The organism is Herbinix hemicellulosilytica (assembly GCF_002904165.1).
GTDB classification, from domain to species: Bacteria; Bacillota; Clostridia; order Lachnospirales; family Lachnospiraceae; genus Mobilitalea; species Mobilitalea hemicellulosilytica.
Genome location: NZ_CVTD020000015.1, coordinates 109,028 through 132,904 on the forward strand (window position 1 = coordinate 109,028; position 23,877 = coordinate 132,904).

26 protein-coding genes are annotated in these 23,877 nt (G+C 38.7%); all 26 read left to right on the forward strand.

Annotation, left to right across the window (positions count from 1 at the left end):
* Window positions 1–17: 17 nt before the first annotated feature.
* Window positions 18–950, forward strand: a complete 933-nt coding sequence (gene ftsY, locus HHT355_RS05565) for a signal recognition particle-docking protein FtsY (RefSeq protein WP_207654534.1) — start codon at window positions 18–20, stop codon at window positions 948–950.
* 12 nt (window positions 951–962) lie between these two features.
* Window positions 963–2,180, forward strand: a complete 1,218-nt coding sequence (ilvA, locus tag HHT355_RS05570; protein WP_103202444.1) for a threonine ammonia-lyase — start codon at window positions 963–965, stop codon at window positions 2,178–2,180.
* Window positions 2,181–2,747: 567 nt separating this feature from the next.
* Window positions 2,748–3,776 carry a recombinase RecA gene (recA, locus tag HHT355_RS05575; RefSeq protein WP_103202445.1) on the forward strand — a complete coding sequence of 343 codons (1,029 nt, stop codon included), beginning with the start codon at window positions 2,748–2,750 and terminating at the stop codon, window positions 3,774–3,776.
* 193 nt (window positions 3,777–3,969) lie between these two features.
* Window positions 3,970–4,599: a regulatory protein RecX gene (locus HHT355_RS05580; RefSeq protein WP_103202446.1), complete on the forward strand. Its 630-nt coding sequence runs from the start codon at window positions 3,970–3,972 to the stop codon at window positions 4,597–4,599.
* Window positions 4,600–4,717: 118 nt separating this feature from the next.
* Window positions 4,718–6,154 carry an acyl-CoA carboxylase subunit beta gene (locus tag HHT355_RS05585; protein WP_103202447.1) on the forward strand — a complete coding sequence of 479 codons (1,437 nt, stop codon included), beginning with the start codon at window positions 4,718–4,720 and terminating at the stop codon, window positions 6,152–6,154.
* Between the two features lie 46 nt (window positions 6,155–6,200).
* Window positions 6,201–6,608 (forward strand): OadG family protein, encoded by a 408-nt coding sequence (locus HHT355_RS05590; RefSeq protein ID WP_103202448.1) that lies wholly within the window; start codon window positions 6,201–6,203, stop codon window positions 6,606–6,608.
* Window positions 6,609–6,664: 56 nt separating this feature from the next.
* Entirely contained in the window at window positions 6,665–7,060 is a 396-nt protein-coding gene (locus tag HHT355_RS05595) for a biotin/lipoyl-containing protein (RefSeq protein WP_103202449.1), read from the forward strand.
* 66 nt (window positions 7,061–7,126) lie between these two features.
* Window positions 7,127–8,278, forward strand: a complete 1,152-nt coding sequence (locus tag HHT355_RS05600) for a sodium ion-translocating decarboxylase subunit beta (protein WP_103202450.1) — start codon at window positions 7,127–7,129, stop codon at window positions 8,276–8,278.
* Between the two features lie 49 nt (window positions 8,279–8,327).
* Window positions 8,328–9,740, forward strand: coding sequence for an oxaloacetate decarboxylase subunit alpha (locus HHT355_RS05605; RefSeq protein ID WP_103202451.1), 1,413 nt, complete (start codon window positions 8,328–8,330; stop codon window positions 9,738–9,740).
* A 405-nt stretch (window positions 9,741–10,145) separates the two neighbouring features.
* The gene (gene ylxM / locus HHT355_RS05610; RefSeq protein ID WP_103202452.1) at window positions 10,146–10,520 is read left to right on the forward strand and encodes a YlxM family DNA-binding protein; all 375 of its coding nucleotides are present in this window, start codon (window positions 10,146–10,148) and stop codon (window positions 10,518–10,520) included.
* 1 nt (window position 10,521) lies between these two features.
* Window positions 10,522–11,865 carry a signal recognition particle protein gene (ffh, locus tag HHT355_RS05615; RefSeq protein ID WP_103202453.1) on the forward strand — a complete coding sequence of 448 codons (1,344 nt, stop codon included), beginning with the start codon at window positions 10,522–10,524 and terminating at the stop codon, window positions 11,863–11,865.
* A gap of 105 nt (window positions 11,866–11,970) precedes the next feature.
* Window positions 11,971–12,213: a 30S ribosomal protein S16 gene (gene rpsP, locus HHT355_RS05620; RefSeq protein ID WP_103202454.1), complete on the forward strand. Its 243-nt coding sequence runs from the start codon at window positions 11,971–11,973 to the stop codon at window positions 12,211–12,213.
* 184 nt (window positions 12,214–12,397) lie between these two features.
* Window positions 12,398–12,628: a KH domain-containing protein gene (locus tag HHT355_RS05625; protein WP_103202455.1), complete on the forward strand. Its 231-nt coding sequence runs from the start codon at window positions 12,398–12,400 to the stop codon at window positions 12,626–12,628.
* A 383-nt stretch (window positions 12,629–13,011) separates the two neighbouring features.
* Window positions 13,012–13,518, forward strand: a complete 507-nt coding sequence (rimM, locus tag HHT355_RS05630) for a ribosome maturation factor RimM (protein WP_103202456.1) — start codon at window positions 13,012–13,014, stop codon at window positions 13,516–13,518.
* 41 nt (window positions 13,519–13,559) lie between these two features.
* Complete coding sequence (gene trmD / locus HHT355_RS05635; RefSeq protein WP_103202457.1) at window positions 13,560–14,339, forward strand: tRNA (guanosine(37)-N1)-methyltransferase TrmD; 780 nt, start codon at window positions 13,560–13,562, stop codon at window positions 14,337–14,339.
* A 110-nt stretch (window positions 14,340–14,449) separates the two neighbouring features.
* Window positions 14,450–14,797, forward strand: a complete 348-nt coding sequence (gene rplS, locus HHT355_RS05640) for a 50S ribosomal protein L19 (protein ID WP_103202458.1) — start codon at window positions 14,450–14,452, stop codon at window positions 14,795–14,797.
* A gap of 421 nt (window positions 14,798–15,218) precedes the next feature.
* Window positions 15,219–15,803 (forward strand): signal peptidase I, encoded by a 585-nt coding sequence (lepB, locus tag HHT355_RS05645; RefSeq protein ID WP_242967556.1) that lies wholly within the window; start codon window positions 15,219–15,221, stop codon window positions 15,801–15,803.
* Window positions 15,804–15,825: 22 nt separating this feature from the next.
* The gene (gene ylqF, locus HHT355_RS05650) at window positions 15,826–16,686 is read left to right on the forward strand and encodes a ribosome biogenesis GTPase YlqF (protein WP_103202459.1); all 861 of its coding nucleotides are present in this window, start codon (window positions 15,826–15,828) and stop codon (window positions 16,684–16,686) included.
* A gap of 98 nt (window positions 16,687–16,784) precedes the next feature.
* A complete protein-coding gene (locus HHT355_RS05655; protein WP_278320043.1) occupies window positions 16,785–17,567 on the forward strand; it encodes a ribonuclease HII in 783 nt (260 codons plus the stop codon).
* A gap of 175 nt (window positions 17,568–17,742) precedes the next feature.
* Window positions 17,743–18,063 carry an EscU/YscU/HrcU family type III secretion system export apparatus switch protein gene (locus tag HHT355_RS05660; protein ID WP_103202461.1) on the forward strand — a complete coding sequence of 107 codons (321 nt, stop codon included), beginning with the start codon at window positions 17,743–17,745 and terminating at the stop codon, window positions 18,061–18,063.
* Window positions 18,064–18,082: 19 nt separating this feature from the next.
* Entirely contained in the window at window positions 18,083–18,436 is a 354-nt protein-coding gene (locus HHT355_RS05665) for a YraN family protein (protein ID WP_103202462.1), read from the forward strand.
* Window positions 18,437–18,450: 14 nt separating this feature from the next.
* On the forward strand, window positions 18,451–19,314 hold the full coding sequence (pgeF, locus tag HHT355_RS05670) for a peptidoglycan editing factor PgeF (RefSeq protein WP_103202463.1): 864 nt from the start codon (window positions 18,451–18,453) through the stop codon (window positions 19,312–19,314).
* Between the two features lie 43 nt (window positions 19,315–19,357).
* On the forward strand, window positions 19,358–20,671 hold the full coding sequence (locus tag HHT355_RS05675) for a DUF512 domain-containing protein (RefSeq protein WP_103202464.1): 1,314 nt from the start codon (window positions 19,358–19,360) through the stop codon (window positions 20,669–20,671).
* A 141-nt stretch (window positions 20,672–20,812) separates the two neighbouring features.
* Window positions 20,813–22,138 (forward strand): ribosome biogenesis GTPase Der, encoded by a 1,326-nt coding sequence (gene der / locus HHT355_RS05680; protein WP_103202465.1) that lies wholly within the window; start codon window positions 20,813–20,815, stop codon window positions 22,136–22,138.
* Window positions 22,139–22,768 (forward strand): glycerol-3-phosphate 1-O-acyltransferase PlsY, encoded by a 630-nt coding sequence (gene plsY / locus HHT355_RS05685; RefSeq protein WP_103202466.1) that lies wholly within the window; start codon window positions 22,139–22,141, stop codon window positions 22,766–22,768. It abuts the gene before it with no gap.
* 15 nt (window positions 22,769–22,783) lie between these two features.
* A complete protein-coding gene (locus tag HHT355_RS05690) occupies window positions 22,784–23,794 on the forward strand; it encodes an NAD(P)H-dependent glycerol-3-phosphate dehydrogenase (protein ID WP_103202467.1) in 1,011 nt (336 codons plus the stop codon).
* The last annotated feature ends 83 nt before the right edge of the window (window positions 23,795–23,877 follow it).

Sequence of the window (23,877 nt, forward strand, 5' to 3'; positions counted from 1 at the left end):
CGGAGGTTTATATTTTTATGGAACATCAAAAATCCGGTTTTTTCAGTAAACTGGTTAAAGGACTGGCAAAAACCAGAAACAGTATAGCTAACGGTATAGATGCCATTTTCAGCGGTTTTTCCAATATAGATGAGGATTTTTATGAAGAACTGGAAGAAACTTTGATTATGGCAGACCTGGGAATTAAAACTACAGATGCTATTCTTGAAAATCTGAGAGCCAAAGTAAAAGAACAAAAAATAAAAGAACCTGCTCAGTGCAGGGAACTGCTTATTAACAGCATGATAGAACAGATGGCTGTAGGCGAAACCGCTTATGAATTTGAGAACAGAAAATCCATTGTTCTTATTATGGGAGTTAACGGTGTAGGAAAAACCACCACCGTCGGAAAACTGGCAGGGCAATTAAAAGCCCAGGGTAAAAAAGTAATAGTGGCTGCTGCGGATACTTTCAGAGCCGCAGCCATAGAACAGCTTACCGAATGGGCCAACAGGGCAAACGTTGAAATTATTGCCCATAAAGAAGGGTCTGACCCTGCGGCTGTTATTTTTGACGCCGTAACGGCTTTCAAGGCACGAAATGCCGATGTACTCATTTGCGATACGGCCGGAAGGCTTCACAATAAAAAGAATCTTATGGAAGAATTAAGAAAGATAAACAGAATAATCGATCGTGAATGTCCTGATGTATACCGTGAAACTCTTGTTGTTCTTGACGGAACTACAGGCCAGAACGCACTGGCCCAAGCCAAGGAATTTAATGAAGTAGCAAACTTAACCGGTATTGTTATCACTAAACTGGACGGTACGGCCAAAGGAGGTATCGCCATTGCCATTCAGTCCGAACTTAACATACCGGTAAAATATATAGGTATTGGCGAACATATAGAGGATCTGCAGAAATTTAACGCATCGGATTTTGTCAATGCTTTATTCCAGAAAAACGAATAGGAGACGATTGAAATGAACTTAGAGAAGTTCGAAGAAGCCACAGAAGCGGTGAAAAAAGTAATACTTCGTACTAAACTCATCTATAGCGATTATTTCAGCGAAATCTCAGGCAACAAAGTTTATTTAAAACCGGAAAATATGCAATTTACCGGGGCTTATAAGGTAAGGGGAGCTTATTACAAAATCAGTACTCTTTCAAAAAAAGAAAGAGACAAAGGTTTGATAACTGCTTCTGCGGGCAACCATGCCCAAGGGGTAGCCTATGCGGCAAAACTCTATAATGCCAAAGCTATAATCGTTATGCCCAATACAACGCCTCTTATTAAGGTAAACAGGACCAAAAGCTACGGTGCTGAAGTTGTACTTTACGGAGATGTTTATGACGAAGCTTATAACTATGCCCGCAAGCTTTCGGAAGAAAAAGGGTATTGCTTTATTCATCCGTTTAACGACCTGGATGTTGCCACAGGACAGGGAACTATCGCAATGGAGATATTCAAAGACCTTCCTACGGTTGACATCATCCTTGCTCCCGTCGGAGGCGGAGGGCTTCTTGCAGGTGTAGCCACTTTAGCCAAACAGTTAAATCCCAACATTAAAGTTATCGGTGTTGAGCCGGCCAATGCAGCCTGCATGAAAGAATCCCTAAAAGCAGGCCATGTGGTTACGCTTGATAAAGTCGATACCATAGCAGACGGTACCGCAGTAAAGACTCCGGGAGATGTAATATTCCCTTACATACAGAAATATGTAGACGACATTATAACCGTTGACGACTGTGAACTGATTGTAAATTTCCTGGATATGATTGAAAACCACAAAATGGTTGTTGAAAATTCCGGTCTGCTTAGTGTAGCAGCTTTAAAGCATTTAAAATGCAAAAATAAAAAGATTGTTTCCATTCTTAGCGGCGGAAATATGGACATCATTACCGTATCATCGGTTGTTCAGCACGGTCTTATTCAAAGAGGGCGGGTATTTACAGTTTCGGTACTCCTTCCCGACCGGCCCGGAGAACTGGTTAATGTAGCCAAAATTATAGCCAAAGAACAGGGCAACGTCATAAGACTTGATCATAACCAGTTTGTCAGCATTAACCGCAACAGTGCCGTTGAACTTACAATCACCATGGAAACCTTTGGCCATGAACATAAGCAAAGGATAGTGGATGCATTGGTTCAGGCAGGATACAACCCGAAAATTTGCCTGCCAAATAAAATATACGGCTAACCGCTATAAATCCGTTAGTAAAAGCTATAAATCCGTTAATAAGAAAGAATTATTAGACGGCATTAATGTATAGAATTAATTCATAGCATCAATATATAGCATTAACATAAGCAGTAAAGTAATATATATAGCAATTAATATATAGCAGCAATACATTCTAATACATAGCAGTAATACTTGCCATATATACAGGATTTTTATTTATGGCATTATTATCATGGTGTATTAAACGAGTTATTATTTAACACTATAAAATTGCCTTATTAACAATTTAAAATTATTTTTTATATGGCATTATTATATAATCGTCGGTGTTATTTTTGGATAATGTTTATGGGTGGAAGACATTTACATTCATGCTTGAAACTGATATAATATTTATATCTTTATATTCTGTATTCTTTCAAGCGTCTGTAAATCACGGCTTTCGTCCATAGTAATCCGATTTCTCTTGATATCCCAAAAAGAGTTGACATCGGCCGGCTAATGCGTTATTATATTTTCAGAACATCTGTTCGCGTATATTTGTCAGTATTATAGATGCTTATAAGCATCAGGGAGGTTAGTATGGGAAAAGATGACAGAATCAGGGCATTGGAATCTGCATTGGCCCAGATTGAAAAGCAATACGGCAAAGGTTCCGTTATGAAACTTGGCGAAACCAGTTCCAATATGAATATTGAAACAGTTCCTACCGGATCAATAAGTCTTGATATTGCCCTCGGCCTTGGCGGGGTACCGAAGGGAAGAATTATTGAAATATACGGCCCCGAATCTTCCGGTAAAACCACTGTTGCTTTGCATATGATAGCCGAGGTTCAGAAAATCGGAGGCATTGCGGGATTTATTGATGCGGAACATGCTTTGGACCCGGTCTATGCTAAGAATATCGGGGTAGATATTGATAATTTATATATTTCACAGCCTGACAACGGAGAACAGGCCTTGGAAATTGCAGAAACCATGGTACGTTCCGGAGCTGTCGATATAATTATTATAGACTCTGTTGCCGCTTTGGTTCCGAAAGCGGAAATCGACGGAGAAATGGGAGATGCCCATGTAGGCCTTCAGGCAAGGCTTATGTCCCAGGCCTTAAGAAAGCTGACCGCAGTTACCAGCAAAACCAACTGCATAGTTGTCTTTATTAACCAGCTTCGTGAAAAAGTCGGTGTAATGTTCGGCAATCCCGAAACCACTACCGGTGGCCGGGCTTTAAAATTCTATGCATCTGTCCGTCTGGATGTACGCCGGGTAGAATCCCTAAAGCAGGGAGGAGACGTTATAGGAAGCCGTACAAGGGTTAAAGTTGTAAAGAACAAGATAGCTCCTCCTTTTAAAGAAGCGGAATTTGATATAATGTTCGGAAAAGGAATTTCCAAAGAAGGAGATATCCTTGATATAGCTTCCGAGATTGGACTTATTAATAAAAGCGGGGCCTGGTATTCATATAATGACACCAAGATAGGCCAGGGCAGGGAAAATGCCAAGCAATTTTTAGCGGAAAACCCCGAAATATGTGATGAATTATATGAGAAAATCAGAGAGCATTTTGGCTTAAAACCTGCCAAGAAATATTATGAAAGTTTAGAGGAATAAAATAAGTTTTACTAGCGGCCACAGGTATAGTCCGGTTGGATTATCCCTGTGGTTTCGGTATATTTAGGATAACCATACTGATTATGATTATTTTTACTGTTTATAAAAAAGTGGTTTAAAACTTTATATCTGTAAATATATTAATAGCTTATTATATTTATTATACAATATATTATTTTTGAAGGAGATTTATATGGAAATTACGGATATTCTTGAAGTTAAGGCCGGGCAAAATACAAAGAAAAAGGCTTTTAAAATATATATTGATTATACATATGCTTTTTTATTATACGAAAATGAAATAAAGCATCTCCAACTGTCAAAGGGAACAGACATTTCGCAAGATACATATGAAGCAATACTTGAAGATATTATTTTAAAAAGAGCAAAGCATAAGGCCCTAAATATGCTTAAATATTCGGACAAAACCGAAAAAGAGATTTATATAAGGCTTAAAAATGAGTATTATAATGATGATATTATAGAAAGGACTATTGAGTACTTAAAAGACTATAATTATCTTAATGATGAAAGGTATGCCTTAAACTACATCCGGTCAAGAAAAGAAACGGAAAGTATACTTGCAATTAAAAACAAACTTCTAAGTAAGGGTATAAATAAAAAAGTTTTAGATAAGATAATTGCAAGGGAATACGAAATATCGGACGACGAAGATAATGACCCTGAAATTTTGGCTATAAAAAAGATTATAGGCAAATATTGTGATGATATTACAAATTTATCCTTTGAAAAGAAAATACGTTTAATCAATATGCTAGAAAGAAAAGGGTTTAATTCAGAAAAAATACACAAATGTATGTAAATTATTAATTTTTTTATAAATATTTTTTTGTTACTTGCCTTTTGAAATAATTTATAATACAATTAGACTTGGCAGAAAATTGGTTTTCTACTAGATTCTGAAAAATGGAGGGCTGAAAATGTCTAATAATGCACAATTATCGGCAAGAGAAAGAATTGCCTCTCTGCTCGATGAAAACAGTTTTGTTGAAGTCGGTGCATTAGTAACAAAAAGAAGCACAGACTTTAACTTGGAGCAGAAGGAGATTCCAAATGACGGCGTCATTACCGGCTATGGCCTTATAGACGGTAATCCTGTCTATGTGTTCAGTCAGGATTCATCGGCTCTTGGTGGTTCTGTCGGTGAAATGCATGCCAAAAAAATTACCAGATTATATGATCTTGCACTTAAGGCGAAGGCTCCTGTTATCGGCCTGATTGATTCATCCGGCTTAAGATTACAGGAATCTTCTGATGCCTTAAACGGCCTGGGAGAAATTTATGCGAAGCAGGTAATGGCTTCCGGTGTGATCCCTCAAATTACCGCCGTATTCGGTAACTGCGGTGGTGGTCTGGCTGTTATGGCATCCTTAAGTGATTTTTCATTTATGGAAGAAAAATCTTCCAGACTCTTTTTACAAACACCCAACTCATTACTTGGAAACCACAAGCAGAAGTTAGACACTTCCGGTGCAGATTTCAATGCGAAATCAGGTAATGTAGACTATGTCGGAGCTAACGAGCTTGAGGTTTTAAATAAAATCCGTGAGTTGATTTCCATTCTTCCGTCCAACAACGAAGAAGGCGGACGTGTATCAGAAAGCAGCGACAACTTAAATCGTCTTGTTCCGAATTTCTCTTCGGAACTTGAAGATACGAAAAGTGCGCTCATCGATATTTCTGATAATTATTACTTCTATGAAATTAAGGCAGATTATGCCAAAGAGATGGTTACCGGATTTATCCGTTTAAACGGTGTAACCGTCGGTGCTGTTGCTAACCGTACCAAGATTCTTGATGAAAACGGAAAAGCAACAGATCAGTTTGATAATGTCCTTACTACAGACGGCTGTAAAAAAGCCGCAAGTTTTGTTCGTTTCTGTGATGCATTTAATATTCCAGTACTTACACTTACCAATGTCAGCGGATATAAAGCTGATGTAAACGAAGAAAAAACTATTGCCAAAGCTTCGGCTGAGCTTGCTTACGCCTTTGCCGATGCCACCGTACCGAAGGTTAATGTTGTAATAGGCAAGGCTTATGGCAGTGCATATGTTAACATGAACTCCAAACATATCGGAGCAGATTATGTATTTGCACTTCCTACTGCAGAAATAGGTATGATGGATGCAAAACTTGCTGCCCAGATTATGTATGACGGATCTTCTGCGGAAGTTATAAATGAAAAAGCGGAAGAGTATGCTACACTTCAAAATGCTGCCCTTTCAGCGGCAAAACGGGGATATGTGGACAATATAATTGAACCGGAAACAGTAAGAAAACATGTTATCTATGCTTTTGAAATGCTGTATTCAAAATACGAAGAAAGGCCCTTTAAGAAGCACGGTTCATTTTAATCCTTACTTATTCCCAAAGTCATACAAAGAAAGGTAGATTAATACTATGACCATAATTAGCAACGGTATTGCAAATTCCACAATCCTTCTGTCTCAGGCACCGTTATCGGAACGTTTAAAAATGGCCGGATTAAATACCGTCCTGGGAATGGGAATCGTATTTGCTGTCCTGATTGTCATGATATTTATAATAAGCCTTTTAAAATATTTACCCGGACTATTTTCGGGCTCAAGTAAAGAAAAAACAGTTCAGGACAATGAAACCGATTCCGTTATCGATACGGTAAAAGAAAATGCTTATTATGAAGAAGCCGATTTAACTGACGATCATGAATTGGTAGCTGTAATTGCAGCGGCAATCAGTGCTTATTGTTCCGAAGATAATCAGGATGATCTTTCAGGCGGCTTTGTAGTCCGTTCCATACGTAAAATAAACAACAGAAGGATGTATTAAGCTTAATCAGACGGTAACTTTATCAGATCAATCAGATCACAAGGAGGATTTATGTCATGAAATATTATACAATCACTGTTAACGGTAATACTTACGAAGTTTCAGTAGAAGAAAAAACCGGAGTATCAACTGCAGCCCCTGCGGCAGCACCTGCACCTGCTCCTGCTCCTAAAGTACCGGTTCAGAGCGCCGCACCTGCTCCCGCTCCTGCACCTAAAGCAGCATCCGGTTCAGAAGGAAACATTAAAGTAAGTTCGCCGATGCCCGGTAAAATCTTGTCCATAAAGGCTAATGTAGGACAGGCTGTAAAAAAGGGAGACGTTATACTTATTCTTGAAGCTATGAAAATGGAAAATGAAATAGTAGCTCCTCAGGATGGAACTGTTGCCAGCATTAACGTAAGTGCAGGCCAGTCTGTTGAAGCAGGAGATTTACTTGCTACTTTAAAATAATTAACTAATGTTAAAATAAAAAAAGTCGGATTTTATACAATCCTTTTGAAAAGGAAGGACTGAAATATGGACTATTTGTTAAATACTTTGTACGATTTATATCAAGCTTCGGGCTTTGCATCAATAACATATAAAAATATTATTATGATTGTTGTTGCCTGTATTTTATTATATCTGGCAATTAAAAAAGATTATGAACCGCTTTTATTAATTCCAATTGCTTTTGGTATGTTGCTGGTAAACCTGTTTCCGGGAATTATGGCAAAACCCTATTACAATGAAAGCGGAAATCTGGTTCCCGGCGGACTGTTGCATTATTTCTATATAGGTGACGAATACGGCATCTTTCCTGCTTTGATATTCTTAGGAGTAGGTGCCTTAACCGACTTCGGTCCCTTGATTGCCAATCCGTCCAGTTTTCTTCTGGGTGCTGCGGCTCAGTTCGGAATATATGTCGCTTTCTTCATGGCCACTTTACTTGGCTTTTCTGAAGGAGCAGCGGCTGCCATCTCCATAATCGGAGGAGCCGACGGTCCTACATCCATATTCCTGGCTACCAAACTGGCTCCGGAAATGCTTGGACCGATTGCGGTTGCCGCATATTCCTATATGGCTCTGGTTCCTATTATACAGCCTCCGGTTATGAAGCTTCTTACAACCGAAGAGGAACGCAAAATCAGGATGGAGCAATTAAGACCGGTTTCCAAAATGGAGAAAATCATATTCCCTATAGTAGTTACTATAGTAGTTGTATTGTTGTTACCTGATGTGGCACCTCTTGTAGGCATGCTGATGTTGGGTAATCTCTTCCGCGAAAGCGGAGTTGTACGCCAGCTGACAGAAGTATCATCCAACGCCTTGATGTATATTATAGTAATAATGCTTGGTACCTCGGTAGGAGCTACTACCAGTGCCGAAACTTTCCTTAACATAAACACCATAAAAATTGTAATCCTCGGACTTATTGCCTTTGTATTCGGCACAGCCGGCGGTATCATTTTCGGTAAAATTATGTGCAAGGTAACCAAAGGAAAAATTAATCCTTTGATCGGCTCCGCAGGTGTATCTGCAGTTCCTATGGCTGCCAGAGTTTCACAAAAAGTCGGGGCAGAAGCAGATCCTACCAACTACCTGCTTATGCATGCTATGGGACCTAACGTAGCGGGTGTTATCGGTACTGCCGTTGCGGCTGGAGTATTTCTGTCTGTATTCGGTTAAAGAGTATAATGAGTCTAATATATGACTCATATTGAACAGGAGGTAAATTATGGCTGAACAAGCAAAGAGACCCGTAAAAATAACAGAAACCATCCTTCGGGACGCCCATCAGTCTTTAATAGCTACAAGAATGTCCACCGAAGAGATGCTTCCTATAATAGAAAAAATGGATAAAGTAGGCTACCATGCAGTAGAATGCTGGGGTGGCGCTACTTTTGACGCTTCCCTTCGCTTCCTTAAGGAAGATCCTTGGGAAAGATTAAGAAAATTAAGGGCTGGATTTAAAAATACAAAGCTGCAGATGCTTTTCCGCGGCCAGAATATATTGGGATACCGTCATTATGCAGATGACGTTGTAGAATATTTTGTTCAGAAATCCATTGCCAACGGTATCGATATCATCCGTATATTTGATGCTTTAAACGATCTTCGCAATCTTGAATGTGCCGTAAAAGCAACCAAAAAGGAAAACGGCCATGCCCAGGTTGCTATCTGCTATACTTTGGGAGACGCTTACACCATAGATTATTATGTTAATCTGGCAAAAGATATTGAATCCATGGGTGCTGATTCCATCTGTATCAAGGATATGGCAGGCTTACTTGTTCCTTATCAGGCAACCGAACTGGTAACTGCCCTTAAGAAAGCTGTCAATATTCCTATTGACCTTCATACTCACTACACCAGCGGTGTTGCTTCCATGACTTACATGAAAGCGGTTGAGGCAGGCTGCGATATCATTGATACCGCTATGTCCCCGTTTGCTCTGGGAACCAGCCAGCCGGCTACCGAAGTCATGGTTGAAACCTTTAAAGGTACACCTTATGACACAGGCCTTGATCAGAATCTTCTTGCCGAAATTGCAGACTATTTCCGCCCCTTAAGAGACAAGGCCTTAGAAAAAGGACTTCTTAATCCCAAGGTTATGGGCGTTGATATTAAAACTTTACTTTATCAGGTACCGGGAGGTATGCTCTCCAATCTGGTTTCCCAGCTTAAAGAGCAGAAGGCTGAAGATAAATACTATGAAGTTCTTGCAGAAGTACCTAGAGTCCGTAAAGACTTCGGTGAGCCGCCACTTGTTACTCCTTCCAGCCAGATTGTAGGTACTCAGGCTGTATTAAACGTACTTGCCGGAGAACGCTATAAGATGGTAACTAAGGAAACCAAGGCCCTTCTTTCCGGTGAATACGGAAGAACAGTTAAACCTTTCAATCCTGAAGTGCAAAAGAAGGTTATCGGGGATAAAAAGCCCATTACCTGCAGGCCGGCAGATCTGCTTGAACCCGAACTTAAAAAGATTGAAGCAGAGATTGCGGAATGGAAAGAGCAGGATGAGGACGTATTGTCCTACGCTTTATTCCCTCAGGTAGCTATGGAATTCTTCAAATACCGCAAGGCTCAAAAGACAGGTATTGACATAACCGAAGGGGATAAGGAAAACAAGGCTTATCCTGTATAATAAAGTAATTGAAAAATTAGTTTTTGTATAGTTTATAATTGAATAATATAAAAAGTTATAAAAAGGTATCATATACAGCAAAAGTATTTGATACCTTTTTGTATTTAGGAAAACTCTGGTTTTATTGAAGCAAAGCCAAATAGATCACAAAAAAAGCTATATGGAAACTATTAAAAAAATTTGAAAAGCTTATATGTTGTACAATAATAGCCATTGCCATTATTATATCCGGCGCTTTAATTGCCGATACCATTAAGGTCGGATTTGACAATTTACGGGGCGCAATAGTTTATCTGGCCGAATTACAACCTCGTTAGGCACTGTAAAATTTTTTACTTGACAACGTCTTAGTAATTATGTATACTACCAACTGTAAAGAAAAAACCTTTACAGGTGGTGTTTTTAATGCAGGACACAATATCAGGGGACTCCAAACTGGATGAACTGATATATTTATCGATGTTATATGATTTTTATGGAGAACTTTTGCCTGACAATAAAAAACAGGTTTTTGAAGATTACGTTCTGAATGATTTATCCTTGAGCGAAATTGCGGAGCATATGAACATAAGCCGCCAGGGAGTCCATGATATTGTAAAGCGTTGTACCCAGGAATTAAAGGATTACGAAGAAAAGTTATCTTTACTTAAGAAATTTGCCAAAATTAAAGATATGCTTGAAAGTATCAAAAATTTATGCTATAAGATATCGGAAACCGGAGAAACAGACAAGTTGCAGGAAATTGCAGCCTTGGCAGATGATATATTAAAGGAGCTGTAATATGGCATTTGATAATTTATCTGAAAAGCTTCAGAATATTTTTAAAAATTTAAGAGGAAAAGGACGCCTTACGGAAGCTGACGTAAAAACGGCTCTTAAAGAAGTAAAAATGGCTCTACTTGAAGCAGACGTCAATTTTAAAGTTGTAAAAAACTTTATTGCTTCCGTTCAGGAAAGGGCAATAGGACAGGATGTCCTAAACAGCCTGACTCCGGGCCAAATGGTTATTAAAATCGTAAACGAGGAAATGATAAATATGCTGGGAGGCAGTGCTGCCCAGCTGCAGCTTCAGCCTGCCGGTGAAATAACCGTAATTATGATGTGCGGTCTGCAGGGTGCCGGTAAGACCACAACCGTGGCAAAACTGGCTGGAAAGCTAAAATCCATGGGAAGAAAGCCTTTGCTTGCAGCCTGCGATATATACAGGCCCGCCGCTATAGATCAGTTAATAATCAACGGAGAAAAACAGGGTGTCAGCGTATTTTCCATGGGTGATAAGCATAAACCCTTAAATATCGCAAAAGCGGCAGTGGAGCATGCATCAAAAAACGGTTTTAATGTGGTTATACTGGATACCGCAGGAAGGCTTCATATTGATGAAGGCATGATGGAAGAGCTGCAGGAGATTAAGTCCAATATGCCCGTTCATCAAACTATACTCGTTGTAGACGCCATGACAGGTCAGGATGCGGTTAACGTAGCCCAGACCTTTAACGATAAGCTCGGTATTGACGGGGTAATTCTTACCAAACTGGACGGCGATACCAGAGGCGGCGCCGCTTTATCCATACGGGCCGTAACCGGAAAACCTATCCTTTATGCCGGTATGGGCGAAAAACTGTCAGATCTTGAACCATTCTACCCTGACAGAATGGCATCCAGAATCCTCGGCATGGGTGATATACTTACCCTTATAGATAAGGCCCAGGCACAATTTGATGAAGAGAAAGCCCGCGAGATGGAAAGGAAAATCAAGAAAGCCGAGTTTGATTTCAACGATTTTCTTGAACAAATGCAGCAAATTAAGAAAATGGGCGGTATAGCTGACATCCTTAGTATGCTTCCCGGTATGGGAAAACAATTAAAAGATGTAGAAATAGACGAAAAGGCTCTGGCAAGAACCGAAGCCATCATATATTCCATGACCAAGGAAGAAAGAGCCAACCCTGATATATTAAACCTTTCCCGCAAAAAAAGAATAGCAGCCGGAGCAGGAGTGGACATATCGGAAGTCAACGCCCTGGTAAAGCAATTTGACCAGATGAAAAAGATGATGAAACAGATGTCCGGCATGCTCGGCAAAGGCGGCAAGCGGGCCAGATTTAAATTGCCTTTCGGTTTATAAAACAGCTTGTTGTGTTATTTGATGTAATACATCAGATATTATATATTTGATGTATTAAACACCTGATAACATTTCATATAAATCCTAATCAAGGAGGTGAAGAACATGGCAGTAAAAATCAGATTAAAAAGAATGGGCCAAAAGAAAGCTCCTTTCTATAGAATAGTTGTTGCTGATTCCAGATCTCCCAGAGACGGAAGATTTATCGAGGAAATCGGCACTTATGATCCTACAAAAAATCCCAGCGCCTTCAATGTAAATGAGGAGGCTGCTAAGAAGTGGCTTGCTAACGGTGCAAAACCGACTGATACGGTAGCTAAGATATTTAAGCATGCCGGTCTTCTTTAATAATGGGATCCTATAAATTTCAACCGTAATAAAGTTCAAAATGAACAAAGTTCATAAAGAGCAAAGTTCAACATGAACAAAGTTCATTTTTGAACTATTGGAAGTTCATAAATGAACATATAAAGTTCATTTATGAACTTTTTGGTAAGGATTTAGCTGCCATATGGCAGCATGGAGGTTGAATATGAAAAAATTGGTTGAAGTAATTGCTAAATCACTCGTAGATCATCCCGATGAGGTTGTTGTTACGGAAAAGGAAACCGACAAATCAATTATAATTGAATTGAAAGTCGCTTCCGAAGATATGGGGAAAGTGATTGGCAAGCAAGGCCGTATTGCAAAATCCATACGTACCGTAGTAAAAGCAGCCGCAGCTAAGAGTGATAAAAAAGTAGTGGTTGAAATTATACAATAATTCAAAATGATTAATATTCAAAGGGATTAGCTTCCGGATATTAATCATTTCGGATGCAGGCTGTTGTTCTCTTAGCAACAGCCTTTATTTTCATATAAAATGCAATTATATTCAATTGCAATTATCTTTATAAAAGTTTGAAGATTATAGATAATAAATAGTAATTTAGTTGCCTTTACAAAATTATCGTTTTATTTTATGTTCGGGTATTGGGCTGTTTAATACCTGTCTTTAATATTTAATCGAAAATCAAATCACATATTTGTCTTTTATTTAGTCGATGTAATATTATAAAGGAAATTTCAAAGTGATATTTTAATAAAGAAAAAATTCTGTAAAGATTATACTTCAATAAAAATTAATAAAAATAGAGGAAGAAAGCAATGGAAAACTATTTGAGAGTAGGCGTTATTACAACAACCCACGGTATTAAAGGTGAGGTTAAAGTCTATCCCACCACAGACGATATTAACCGTTTTGAATACCTGAAAAATGTATATCTGGATACCGGAAAAGGTTATTTGTCTCTGGAAGTAGAAGGGGTAAAATACTTTAAACAGTCTGTTATACTAAAATTTAAAGGTTTCGATAATATCAACGATATAGAAAAATACAGGGGTAAGGATCTTTTAGTCCCCAGGGAAGAAGCAATAAAACTGGAAAAAGACGAATATTTTATCTGTGATATTATAGGTTCGGAAGTATTTACGGATGAAGGGGACAGGCTTGGTATTCTGACTGAAGTAATTACCACAGCGGCTAATGATGTTTATGTGGTAAAAAACGAAAACAATAAAGAAATTTTGCTTCCTTCCATTAAAGAGTGTATTCTCGATATAGATATTGAAAATAAAAAGATAAAAGTTCATTTAATGAACGGTTTAATATAAACGAATACCAAGATAACCCTACGAAAGGTACGGTGGGAAATGTGAATTTTCATGTTATGACCTTATTCCCTGAAATGATAGAAACTGCCATAAATACCAGTATTACTGGAAGGGCTATTGAAAAAGGAATCATATCCGTAAATACGGTAAATATAAGGGATTTTGCCAACAATAAGCATAACAGGGTTGACGATTACCCTTATGGCGGCGGAGCAGGTATGGTTATCCAGGCCGAACCTGTGTATAAAGCATACGGATATTTGGTAAATCACATAAAATTATCAAAACAAGATCAGACCAATTTTAAAAAACCCAGGGTTATCTATCTGACTCCTCAGGGCCGAATATTCAATCAAAATATGGCCAGGGACCTTTCACGGGAGGAAGACCTTATCCTGCTATGCGGTCATTATGAGGGTATAGACGAAAGGGTCCTGGAAATGATAGTAACGGACAACATTTCCATAGGGGATTATGTACTAACCGGCGGCGAACTGCCGGCTCTTGTTCTCATTGATGCAATTTCCCGGTTGGTTCCCGGTGTACTTAACAATGAAACAAGTGCTGAATTTGAAACCTTTAAGGATAATCTGCTCGAATACCCTCAATATACCCGGCCTGAAGTATTTATGGGCCGTAGAGTTCCTGAAGTTTTACTTTCCGGTCATCATGCCAAAATTGAAGAATACAGAAGAAAGCAATCAATTATCCGTACTTATGAAAGACGTCCCGATTTACTGGAAAATGCAAATTTAACTGAAGAAGAACGGGAGTTTTTAACCCGATTGATATTTGAAAAAAATTATGATATATATGAGTAAAAAATACTTGCTTTATGTAAAATTATATGATAAAGTTAAGAATTGTGAGAATGGATGGTCCTCTGTTACCTCTGTGTAATAAGAACATCTAAATGATAGGAGGTCACAAAATGAACGATATTATCAAAGCAATCGAAGCAGAACAGTTGAGAAACGATATTGCTGATTTTAATGTAGGCGATACGGTTCGTGTTTATGCAAAAGTTAAGGAAGGTAACCGCGAGAGAATTCAGGTTTTTGAAGGTACCGTACTTAAAAGACAGCACGGTGGTGCAAGAGAAACTTTTACCGTAAGAAAAACTTCAAGCGGCGTAGGTGTAGAAAAAACCTGGCCCCTTCACAGTCCTAACATTGACAAGATTGAAGTTGTAAGACGCGGTAAAGTAAGAAGAGCAAAACTGTTCTATCTGCGTGACAGAGTCGGTAAGAAAGCTAAAGTTAAAGAGATATTAAAGTAATTAAAGTAATCGAAAAAAAGGGACATACCTTGTGTATTGTCTCTTTTTTATTGAACAAATATGCCTTAACCTATATGATTTTATACGAAACATATTACCGGCTTTATATAACCGCAATATTAGGTTGTAACCTGCCTTATTTCAATATATAATAAGATAAACAGTTTCTTTGAAACAAAAATTAGTCTCAATAAATTTTTATTTATTTGATTTGTAGATAATTAAGTTACATTAATATTTATCTTATAATTTAATGATTTTATTTTATAATTGGAAACTTTAATCTTAAATTTAATATAAAACACATTATATAGCACATTTAATAAATTAAATTTATATTTTATAAAAACTTTTAATTTTTCCTGATTTAATTTTAGATTGACATTGATAAAAAAACTTACGGCGGAAGGGGAGAATTACATTGGACTTTGATTTTGAACGGGAAAGCAAAAAACCTGCTGTTATGAAAATACTGATTGAAATATTTATTTGGGCGGCACAAATTGCGGCGGTTATTTTCCTTGCATATTTTATAATTTATTATTGTGTTGAGAAAACTACTGTAATAGGAAGTTCGATGGAAAAAACCCTTTCTGCCAATGACCAGATCATAATTAATAAATTTATTTATCATGTATCTGATCCGAAGCGCTTTGATGTTATTGTATTTAAACAAAGCGGAAAAGAACACAGTTTTTACAATATTAAGCGTATTATAGGCCTTCCCGGCGAGACCGTCCAGATAAAAGACGGTTATATATATATAAACGGTGAAGTGCTGGAAGAAATAATCGAAGTCGATGAAATGGTCAATTACGGACTGGCGGCAGAAGAAATAGTGCTGGAGGAAAATGAATATTTTGTACTTGGCGATAACAGAAACAACAGTGAAGACAGCAGATTTGCCAGTATCGGAAATATAACAAGAGATGAAATCATCGGAAAAGCTTCTTTAAGATTATCTCCTTTTAACTTCATAAGCAAACTTAACTTAAAAGAATCATAAAAATAGAAAATGAGGTATTATAATGAATGTACAATGGTATCCCGGTCATATGGCCAAAGCCAAACGTATGATGCAGGAAAATATCAAATTAATAGATGTCATAATAGAACTTGTAGATGCCAGAATTCCATTGTCAAGTAAAAATCCGGATATAGATGCTTTAGCCGGCAATAAATCCAGAGTTCTGCTTCTCAATAAATATGATATGGCAGATCCAAAATATAATGAAATGTGGAAAAAATATTTTGAAGATAAAGGCTTTCATACGGCTTTAATCAATTCAAAAAACGGTCAGGGGATTAATCAGATAAAAGATATCGTATATAAAGCCTGTGAAGCAAAAATAGAAAGGGACAGAAGACGGGGTATTTTAAACAGGCCTGTCCGGGCTATGGTTGTGGGAATTCCCAACGTGGGCAAATCCACTTTTATAAACAGTTTCGTGGGCAAAGCAACCGCAAAGACAGGAAACAAGCCCGGCGTAACAAAAGGCAAACAGTGGATCAGATTAAGCTCAAAAATAGAGCTTCTTGACACTCCCGGAATTTTATGGCCCAAGTTTGAAGATCCTGCTGCCGGTATGCGTCTTGCATTTATCGGCTCTATAAATGACGATATAATTCAGATGACTGAACTGTCATTGGAGCTTATACTTTTTCTAAGCAAATATTATCCCAACGCCTTAAAAGACCGTTATGACATACTTATACCCGATAATTTGGAATCAATTAAAGACGGTGTAGGTGTCCTTGAGCAAATAGCCACTAAACGGTCATGTATTATGAAAGGCGGGGAGCCCGATATTGACAGGGCGGCACTGATACTGATTGACGAATTCAGAAACGGGCGCCTGGGAAAGGTTACTCTGGAATTTCCGGAATAAACGCCTGCATCGGACGATAAATAGACTTAGGTTATATAAATTAGGCATTGAATATCTTAGTACACAAAAAAATTAAATAACAAAGGATGTGCAGACATTTGGAAAATATAAATAATGACTTTTCCAATCTTACCGTAGCCCAGATAAAACTTCAATTCATGCAGGCAAAGATGGACAGTATCCCGGCTTTATTGGAAAAGTACAAATCGGATGAAAGAAGCGGTGTTAAAAATATTTGCCGCCAGTACAGCTCAAAATATGAAGAATATCAAAAAGAACTTAGACGTATCGATTCAATGAAAATCTACGAACGCAAATATTCGGATTATACCTATATTTGCGGAATAGACGAAGCAGGCCGGGGGCCTTTTGCAGGGCCGGTTATTGCCGCAGCTGTTATATTGCCTAAAGATTTTGATATCTTGTATATAAACGATTCAAAACAAATTTCTGAAAAAAAACGGGAAGAGCTGTTTGACGAAATAATAAAAAATGCCGTTTCATACGGTATAGGCAGCGTTCCTCCCGAAAAAATAGACGAAATTAATATCCTTAATGCAACTTACGCGGCCATGCGCCAGGCAATAAGCAATATGAAAATAAAACCTGATATAATACTTGTAGATTCCCTTACCATACCGGAAGTACATATACCCCAGGTGCCTATAGTTAAGGGTGACTGCAAAAGCATATCAATAGCTGCTGCCAGTATTCTTGCCAAGGTTACAAGAGACAGGCTTATGGTTGCCTATGACAAAGTATTTCCCGGTTATGGTTTTGCCCATAACAAAGGTTACGGTACAAAGGATCATATCGAAGCGCTTAAACGCCTAGGTCCTTCCCCGATACACCGGCACAGTTTTATACATGACTATATTTAAAATACCATAGAAAACTATATGAAATAAAGTCACCGTATATCTCTTAAATAAACAATTATTATTGCATATATAAGTATTACGACCGTAAAATATATAGATACATATAGCTAAAATAAGAGGGATATATTTTAATTAACGGTTTAAAATGCCACAACCCAAATCAGGAGGAATTTATATGGATCATTTCAACAAAAATACCAATATAATCCATGATAAAAACGATAAACCCGACATGAATAAAACCGCCGTGGCTTTATCTTACAATCCGGAAGAAATAGCACCTAAAATCGTTGCCACAGGCAAAGGTTATCTGGCAGAAAAGATTATAAACAGGGCTAAAGAATCCGATGTACCGATCCATAAGGACGAAACCCTGGCCGATACCCTTTCCCGCCTGGAACTCGGCTCTTACATCCCTCCGGAACTTTATGAAGTTGTGGCTCAGGTTCTTTTATTTGTTGACCGCATGGATCAGCTAAAAAGCAAGATGATTTAGTCATGTGGGGGAATATGTTATGAACAAAAGAGCAGTCGGATCAGAATACGAACGAAAGGCTGCCGAATATTTGGAAAAACAGGGTTATCAAATCCTTGCGAAAAATTATCGGTGCAGATTCGGAGAAATAGATATAATAGGAAAGTCGGACGGTTATCTTTGTTTTATTGAGGTAAAATACCGTTCGGACAGCGAGCATGGTTTTCCGTCAGAAGCTGTTGACAACCGAAAACAAAAACGAATTGTCCGAACTGCCTTAACTTATATGCATTTTAACAATTATCCCGAGGACACCCCCTGCCGTTTTGATATTGTTGAGATTTTAGACAATGAGTATTCGCTTATTAAGAACGCTTTCGAAGGCATCTGGTAGACGGAGGTAAATTAATGACTTTTACAGATACCAATAAAGCCAGGCTTAACAGGTCAGGCAAAGCCCCTTTTATAGAATTTCCCGTATTTTCTGAAATTCCTTTTATAACTCACGGATTTTCCACCAGACTAGGCGGTGTTAGTACCGGAATGTTTTCTTCAATGAATCTGGGCTCCGGCCCCTTGCCGTATCAGGACGACCCGGAAAATATCCGTCAAAATTTTCTTATAATTACCGAAAGTATCGGTGTAAAACCCGAATCTTTGGTTTTATCCGACCAGGTTCATAAAACCAATATCCGGATCGTGGACGAAAACGACCGGGGAAAAGGTTTTATACGCCCCAGGGATTATGAAGAAATAGACGGGCTAATTACAAATAAGCCCAATATTACCCTGGTAACAAAATATGCCGATTGTGTTCCCTTGTTTTTTGTGGATCCGATAAAAAAAGCGATCGGTCTTTCTCATTCCGGCTGGAAGGGTACGATTGGCCGCATCGGCTATAAAACCGTTGAAAAGATGAAAGATGCTTTCGGCAGCAATCCCGAAGATATCATTGCAGTTATAGGCCCTTCTATCTGTGCCGATTGTTACGAAGTAGGAGAAGAGGTGGCGGAAGAATTTCGCAAAGTGTTCTCTTTAAAAAATGAAAATACGGAAATACTATGCAAAAATAAAAATAACCGCTATCAGTTAAATCTTTGGGAGGCAAACCGCCGCGTATTACTGGATGCGGGTCTGCAGCAAAAAAATATTCATGTTTCGGAAGTTTGTACAGCCTGCAACAGCGATCTGTTCTTTTCCCACAGAAAAACAGGCGGAAAAAGGGGTAGCCTTGCGGCATTTCTGGCAATAACCGATAAGGAAATCAAATAATATTACTCAAGAAAACAAAATTATAGGAAAATTGGTGTATCATATGAAAAATAAAGCGCACATTATTAAAGAAGTGGAAAAAGGCAGCATAGCCGAGGAAATGGGCCTTGCTCCCGGCGATGAGCTTTTATCCATAAACGATACCGAAATCATAGATATATTTGATTATCAGTATCTGATAAAAGACGAATTTTTAAATATAATCATAAGAAAACCCGACGGGGAAGAATGGGAACTGGAGATAGAAAAAGATTATGATGACGACTTAGGCATTGTCTTTGAAGAAGGCCTTATGGATTCTTACAGATCCTGCCGGAACAAATGCATTTTTTGCTTCATTGACCAGATGCCTCCCGGGATGAGGGAAACCTTATATTTTAAGGATGACGATGCCAGGTTGTCCTTCCTTCAGGGCAATTACATCACTTTAACCAACTTAAGTGACGAAGAAGTCGACAGGATTATATTCTACAAACTTTCACCCATTAATATTTCCGTTCATACCACCAACGAAGAATTAAGATGCAAAATGCTGAACAACCGTTTTGCCGGCAGTTCCCTGTCCAAAATGAAACGGTTAAAGGATGCCGGCATAACCATGAACGGACAGATAGTACTTTGCAAAGGATGGAACGATAAAGAAGAACTCGAAAAAACCATTCATGATCTTTCGGCTTATATACCACAGATGCAAAGTGTTTCAGTAGTTCCGGTGGGAATAACAAAATTCAGGGAAAACTTAACCCCCCTTGAAAAATTTACAAAAGAAGATGCTATAGAAGTTATTGAAACCATTCACCGATGGCAGCAAATTTTTCTCAAACATTATAATACAAGGTTTGTTTATGCCGCGGACGAGTGGTATATCAGTGCCGGGCTTCCTATTCCGAAAGAAGAAGATTATGAGGGTTATCCCCAGATAGAAAACGGAGTAGGCATGCTAAGGTCCTTTACTGATGAATTTTATAATTACCTTAAGGAACTGAAAGGCGACGATCGGTCAAAGGACCTTTCCGTTGCCACAGGAGTTTTGGCATCTCCTTATCTAAGCCGTATGGCAATAGACCTTACGGAAAAATTCCCGAACATTAAAATTCATATTCATACAATAGAGAATGATTTTTTTGGCAAAGATATAACAGTAGCGGGCCTTTTAACCGGCGGTGACATTATCAGGCAACTTAAAGGAAAAAATCTCGGCCGGGTTCTACTGTTGCCGGATGTGATTCTGCGGCACGGTGAGAACATACTGCTTGACGATATAACCACCGACGATATTGAAAGAGCTTTACAAACAAAAATCTCTATTGTACAATCAGATGGAAAGTCTTTCATAGATGCCATATTAAATGCCTGAAAAAACCTTATTTTTAACATTTTAATATCATATATACTTTAAATTGATATATCGAATAACGTTATTATATACAAATGTAATCTGCTTCGATAATATCAAATAAAACTTACTTAAATTATAAAGCATAACAGGAGTACGATTATGAGGAAACCAATAGTAGCTATAATCGGAAGACCTAACGTTGGAAAATCAACTTTATTCAACGCCCTGGCAGGAGAACGGATATCCATTGTCAAGGATTATCCCGGCGTTACCAGGGACAGGATTTATGCCGATGTTAGATGGTTAAATACACAATTTACGCTGATAGATACCGGAGGAATTGAGCCGGACACAAAAAACGAAATGTTTGCCCATATGCGTGAACAGGCAGAAATCGCCATAGAAACAGCGGATGTTATCATCTTTTTGGTAGATGTCCGCCAGGGCCTCGTTGACGCCGATTCAAAAGTCGCCGATATGTTAAGGCGAAGCCAAAAGCCTATTGTACTTGTAGTCAACAAAGTCGATAATTTTCACAAGCAGATGCCGGATGTTTATGAATTTTATAATCTTGGAATAGGTGACCCAATACCCATATCAGCTGCTTCCAAATTGGGATTCGGAGAAATGCTGGATGAGGTTGTTAAGCATTTTAAAACCACGGTTGATGCCGACGAAGAAGACGACCGTCCCAGAATTGCCATAATAGGACGCCCCAACGTAGGTAAATCGTCTATTATAAATAAACTGCTTGGTGAAAACAGGGTTATAGTATCCGATATAGCCGGAACCACCAGAGATGCCATAGATACAACCGTCCGTAGAAACGGTAAGGAATATATCTTTACCGATACGGCGGGCTTAAGACGAAAAAGTAAGATTAAGGAAGATATCGAGCGCTACAGCATTGTCCGTACGGTTGCGGCCGTCGAAAGATCCGATGTGGCGGTCCTTGTTATTGACGCGAGTGTCGGCGTTACCGAACAGGATGCAAAGATAGCCGGAATTGCTCACGAACGGGGAAAAGGCATTATAATTGCAGTCAACAAATGGGATATGATAGAAAAGGATAACAATACGGTAAAAAGATACACCGCGGATATTCAGGAAGTTTTGTCCTTTATCCCATATGCGGAAACCGTTTTTATTTCCGCAAAAACCGGTCAAAGATTAAATAAATTGTTTGATATTATAGAAAAGGTTATCCAAAATCAGAATCTTCGTATTGCAACCGGCGTATTAAATCAGATCCTGGCGGAAGCTACAGCCCTTCAGCAGCCGCCTTCGGACAAAGGAAAGCAGTTAAGGCTATATTATATTACCCAGGTTGCGGTAAAACCTCCTACCTTTGTCATTTTTGTTAATGATAAAAATTTGATGCATTTTTCGTATCAAAGATACATTGAAAATAAAATCCGGGAAGCTTTCGGATTTGCCGGGACTTCCTTAAAGTTTCTTATAAGGGAGCGAAAGGAGAATTCATAAATGATTGCTTATATAATCATATGCTTGCTCTTTGGCTATATTTTCGGCTGTTTTAACACCGGATTTGTAATCGGAAAACTATACAATGTAGATATCAGGCAATACGGAAGCAAAAGTTCCGGAACTACCAATGCTTTAAGGACCCTGGGTGCCAAAGCCGGACTTTTAACTTTGCTTGGTGATATGCTAAAAGCCATAATTCCCATATTACTTGTGCGGCATATTATCTTCCCGGATTCGGAATACGTAAAATTGCTGATACTTTATACGGGTCTTGGTGTGGTACTGGGCCATAATTACCCCGCATGGATGAAATTCAAAGGCGGAAAAGGGATTGCGGCCACGGCAGGGGCTATGGCATCTTTTGACCCATGGCTTATCCCCATCGGGCTACCTATATTTGTAATTTCAGTGGCAATAACCAGATATGTGTCCGTCGGCTCCCTGCTTATATCGTTATTATTCCCCATATGGATTGCAGTCCGTTATCCCGGCGAAATACATATGCTGTTGGTAGCATTGATATATACCATACTTGCTTTTATAAAGCACCGTTCAAATATAAAACGTTTATTGAACGGTACTGAAAATAAACTGGGACAAAGAGTTAAAATTGACAATAATAAATAATTAAGGAGGTATTTCATGAATAAAATAGGGGTACTTGGTGCAGGAACCTGGGGAACCGCACTTTCAATACTTCTTTCTGACAACGGACATGATGTCACCCTGTGGACCAAACTCGAAAAAGAAGCCAAAGCATTGGAAGAGTCAAGAGACAATCTAAAAAATCTTCCCGGTGCAAAACTTCCTGAAGATGTAAAGATTACACTGGACCTTAAAGAGGTCTGTACCGATAAAGATCTTATAGTTATGGCGGTAGCATCCCCCTATGTGCGGGCAACCGCCAAAGAAGCAAGCCCTTATATAAAAGAGGGTCAGATTATAGTTAACGTATCCAAAGGAATAGAAGAAAAAACCTTGCTTACTTTAGCCGATGTTATAAGAGAGGAAATTCCTCAGGCAGATATTGCCGTAATGTCAGGCCCCAGCCATGCGGAAGAAGTAAGCCGTAGGATACCTACTACAATTGTAGTTGGTTCATCTTCCAAAAAGACTGCCCAATTTATTCAGGATATATTTATGAATGAAGTATTCCGTGTATATACCAGTCCCGATATGATCGGAATCGAACTTGGTGCGGCACTTAAAAACGTCATAGCTCTGGCTGCAGGAATTATTGACGGTCTAGGCATGGGAGACAATACAAAAGCAGCTTTAATGACCCGCGGAATTGCCGAAATCAGCCGTCTGGGCATCAAGATGGGCGGTTGTATGGAAACATTCGCAGGCCTATCTGGGATAGGTGATTTGTTCGTTACCTGCACAAGCCGCCACAGCCGCAACAGACAAGCCGGATACCTGATCGGAAAAGGCTTAACATTGGATGAAGTAATAAAGGAAGTCAATCAGGTAGTTGAGGGAGTAAATACCGCCAAGGCGGCGCTTGCTCTGGCAAAGAAATATGATGTGGAAATGCCTATAGTAGAACAAATTAATCTGGTTTTATTCGAAGGAAAATCTCCGTTGGATGCCGCAACCGACCTTTTGGTCAGGGACAAGCGTCCGGAATATAAAACCTTACAGTGGGATTAAACTTTTATTTAGCTCAAAATACATGATCCTCGGATATACAGAATCGGTATTTTACAGCGTCTTTTTTATCCGGTATCTGGCCG

Excerpts from the sequence above, each read along its gene's own strand:
- ftsY (WP_207654534.1), top strand. The coding sequence starts at position 18 with ATGGAACATCAAAAATCCGGTTTTTTCAGTAAACTGGTTAAAGGACTG.
- ilvA (WP_103202444.1), top strand. The coding sequence starts at position 963 with ATGAACTTAGAGAAGTTCGAAGAAGCCACAGAAGCGGTGAAAAAAGTA.
- recA (WP_103202445.1), top strand. The coding sequence starts at position 2,748 with ATGGGAAAAGATGACAGAATCAGGGCATTGGAATCTGCATTGGCCCAG.
- HHT355_RS05580 (WP_103202446.1), top strand. The coding sequence starts at position 3,970 with ATGGAAATTACGGATATTCTTGAAGTTAAGGCCGGGCAAAATACAAAG.
- HHT355_RS05585 (WP_103202447.1), top strand. The coding sequence starts at position 4,718 with ATGTCTAATAATGCACAATTATCGGCAAGAGAAAGAATTGCCTCTCTG.
- HHT355_RS05590 (WP_103202448.1), top strand. The coding sequence starts at position 6,201 with ATGACCATAATTAGCAACGGTATTGCAAATTCCACAATCCTTCTGTCT.
- HHT355_RS05595 (WP_103202449.1), top strand. The coding sequence starts at position 6,665 with ATGAAATATTATACAATCACTGTTAACGGTAATACTTACGAAGTTTCA.
- HHT355_RS05600 (WP_103202450.1), top strand. The coding sequence starts at position 7,127 with ATGGACTATTTGTTAAATACTTTGTACGATTTATATCAAGCTTCGGGC.
- HHT355_RS05605 (WP_103202451.1), top strand. The coding sequence starts at position 8,328 with ATGGCTGAACAAGCAAAGAGACCCGTAAAAATAACAGAAACCATCCTT.
- ylxM (WP_103202452.1), top strand. The coding sequence starts at position 10,146 with ATGCAGGACACAATATCAGGGGACTCCAAACTGGATGAACTGATATAT.
- ffh (WP_103202453.1), top strand. The coding sequence starts at position 10,522 with ATGGCATTTGATAATTTATCTGAAAAGCTTCAGAATATTTTTAAAAAT.
- rpsP (WP_103202454.1), top strand. The coding sequence starts at position 11,971 with ATGGCAGTAAAAATCAGATTAAAAAGAATGGGCCAAAAGAAAGCTCCT.
- HHT355_RS05625 (WP_103202455.1), top strand. The coding sequence starts at position 12,398 with ATGAAAAAATTGGTTGAAGTAATTGCTAAATCACTCGTAGATCATCCC.
- rimM (WP_103202456.1), top strand. The coding sequence starts at position 13,012 with ATGGAAAACTATTTGAGAGTAGGCGTTATTACAACAACCCACGGTATT.
- rplS (WP_103202458.1), top strand. The coding sequence starts at position 14,450 with ATGAACGATATTATCAAAGCAATCGAAGCAGAACAGTTGAGAAACGAT.
- ylqF (WP_103202459.1), top strand. The coding sequence starts at position 15,826 with ATGAATGTACAATGGTATCCCGGTCATATGGCCAAAGCCAAACGTATG.
- HHT355_RS05660 (WP_103202461.1), top strand. The coding sequence starts at position 17,743 with ATGGATCATTTCAACAAAAATACCAATATAATCCATGATAAAAACGAT.
- HHT355_RS05665 (WP_103202462.1), top strand. The coding sequence starts at position 18,083 with ATGAACAAAAGAGCAGTCGGATCAGAATACGAACGAAAGGCTGCCGAA.
- pgeF (WP_103202463.1), top strand. The coding sequence starts at position 18,451 with ATGACTTTTACAGATACCAATAAAGCCAGGCTTAACAGGTCAGGCAAA.
- HHT355_RS05675 (WP_103202464.1), top strand. The coding sequence starts at position 19,358 with ATGAAAAATAAAGCGCACATTATTAAAGAAGTGGAAAAAGGCAGCATA.
- der (WP_103202465.1), top strand. The coding sequence starts at position 20,813 with ATGAGGAAACCAATAGTAGCTATAATCGGAAGACCTAACGTTGGAAAA.
- plsY (WP_103202466.1), top strand. The coding sequence starts at position 22,139 with ATGATTGCTTATATAATCATATGCTTGCTCTTTGGCTATATTTTCGGC.
- HHT355_RS05690 (WP_103202467.1), top strand. The coding sequence starts at position 22,784 with ATGAATAAAATAGGGGTACTTGGTGCAGGAACCTGGGGAACCGCACTT.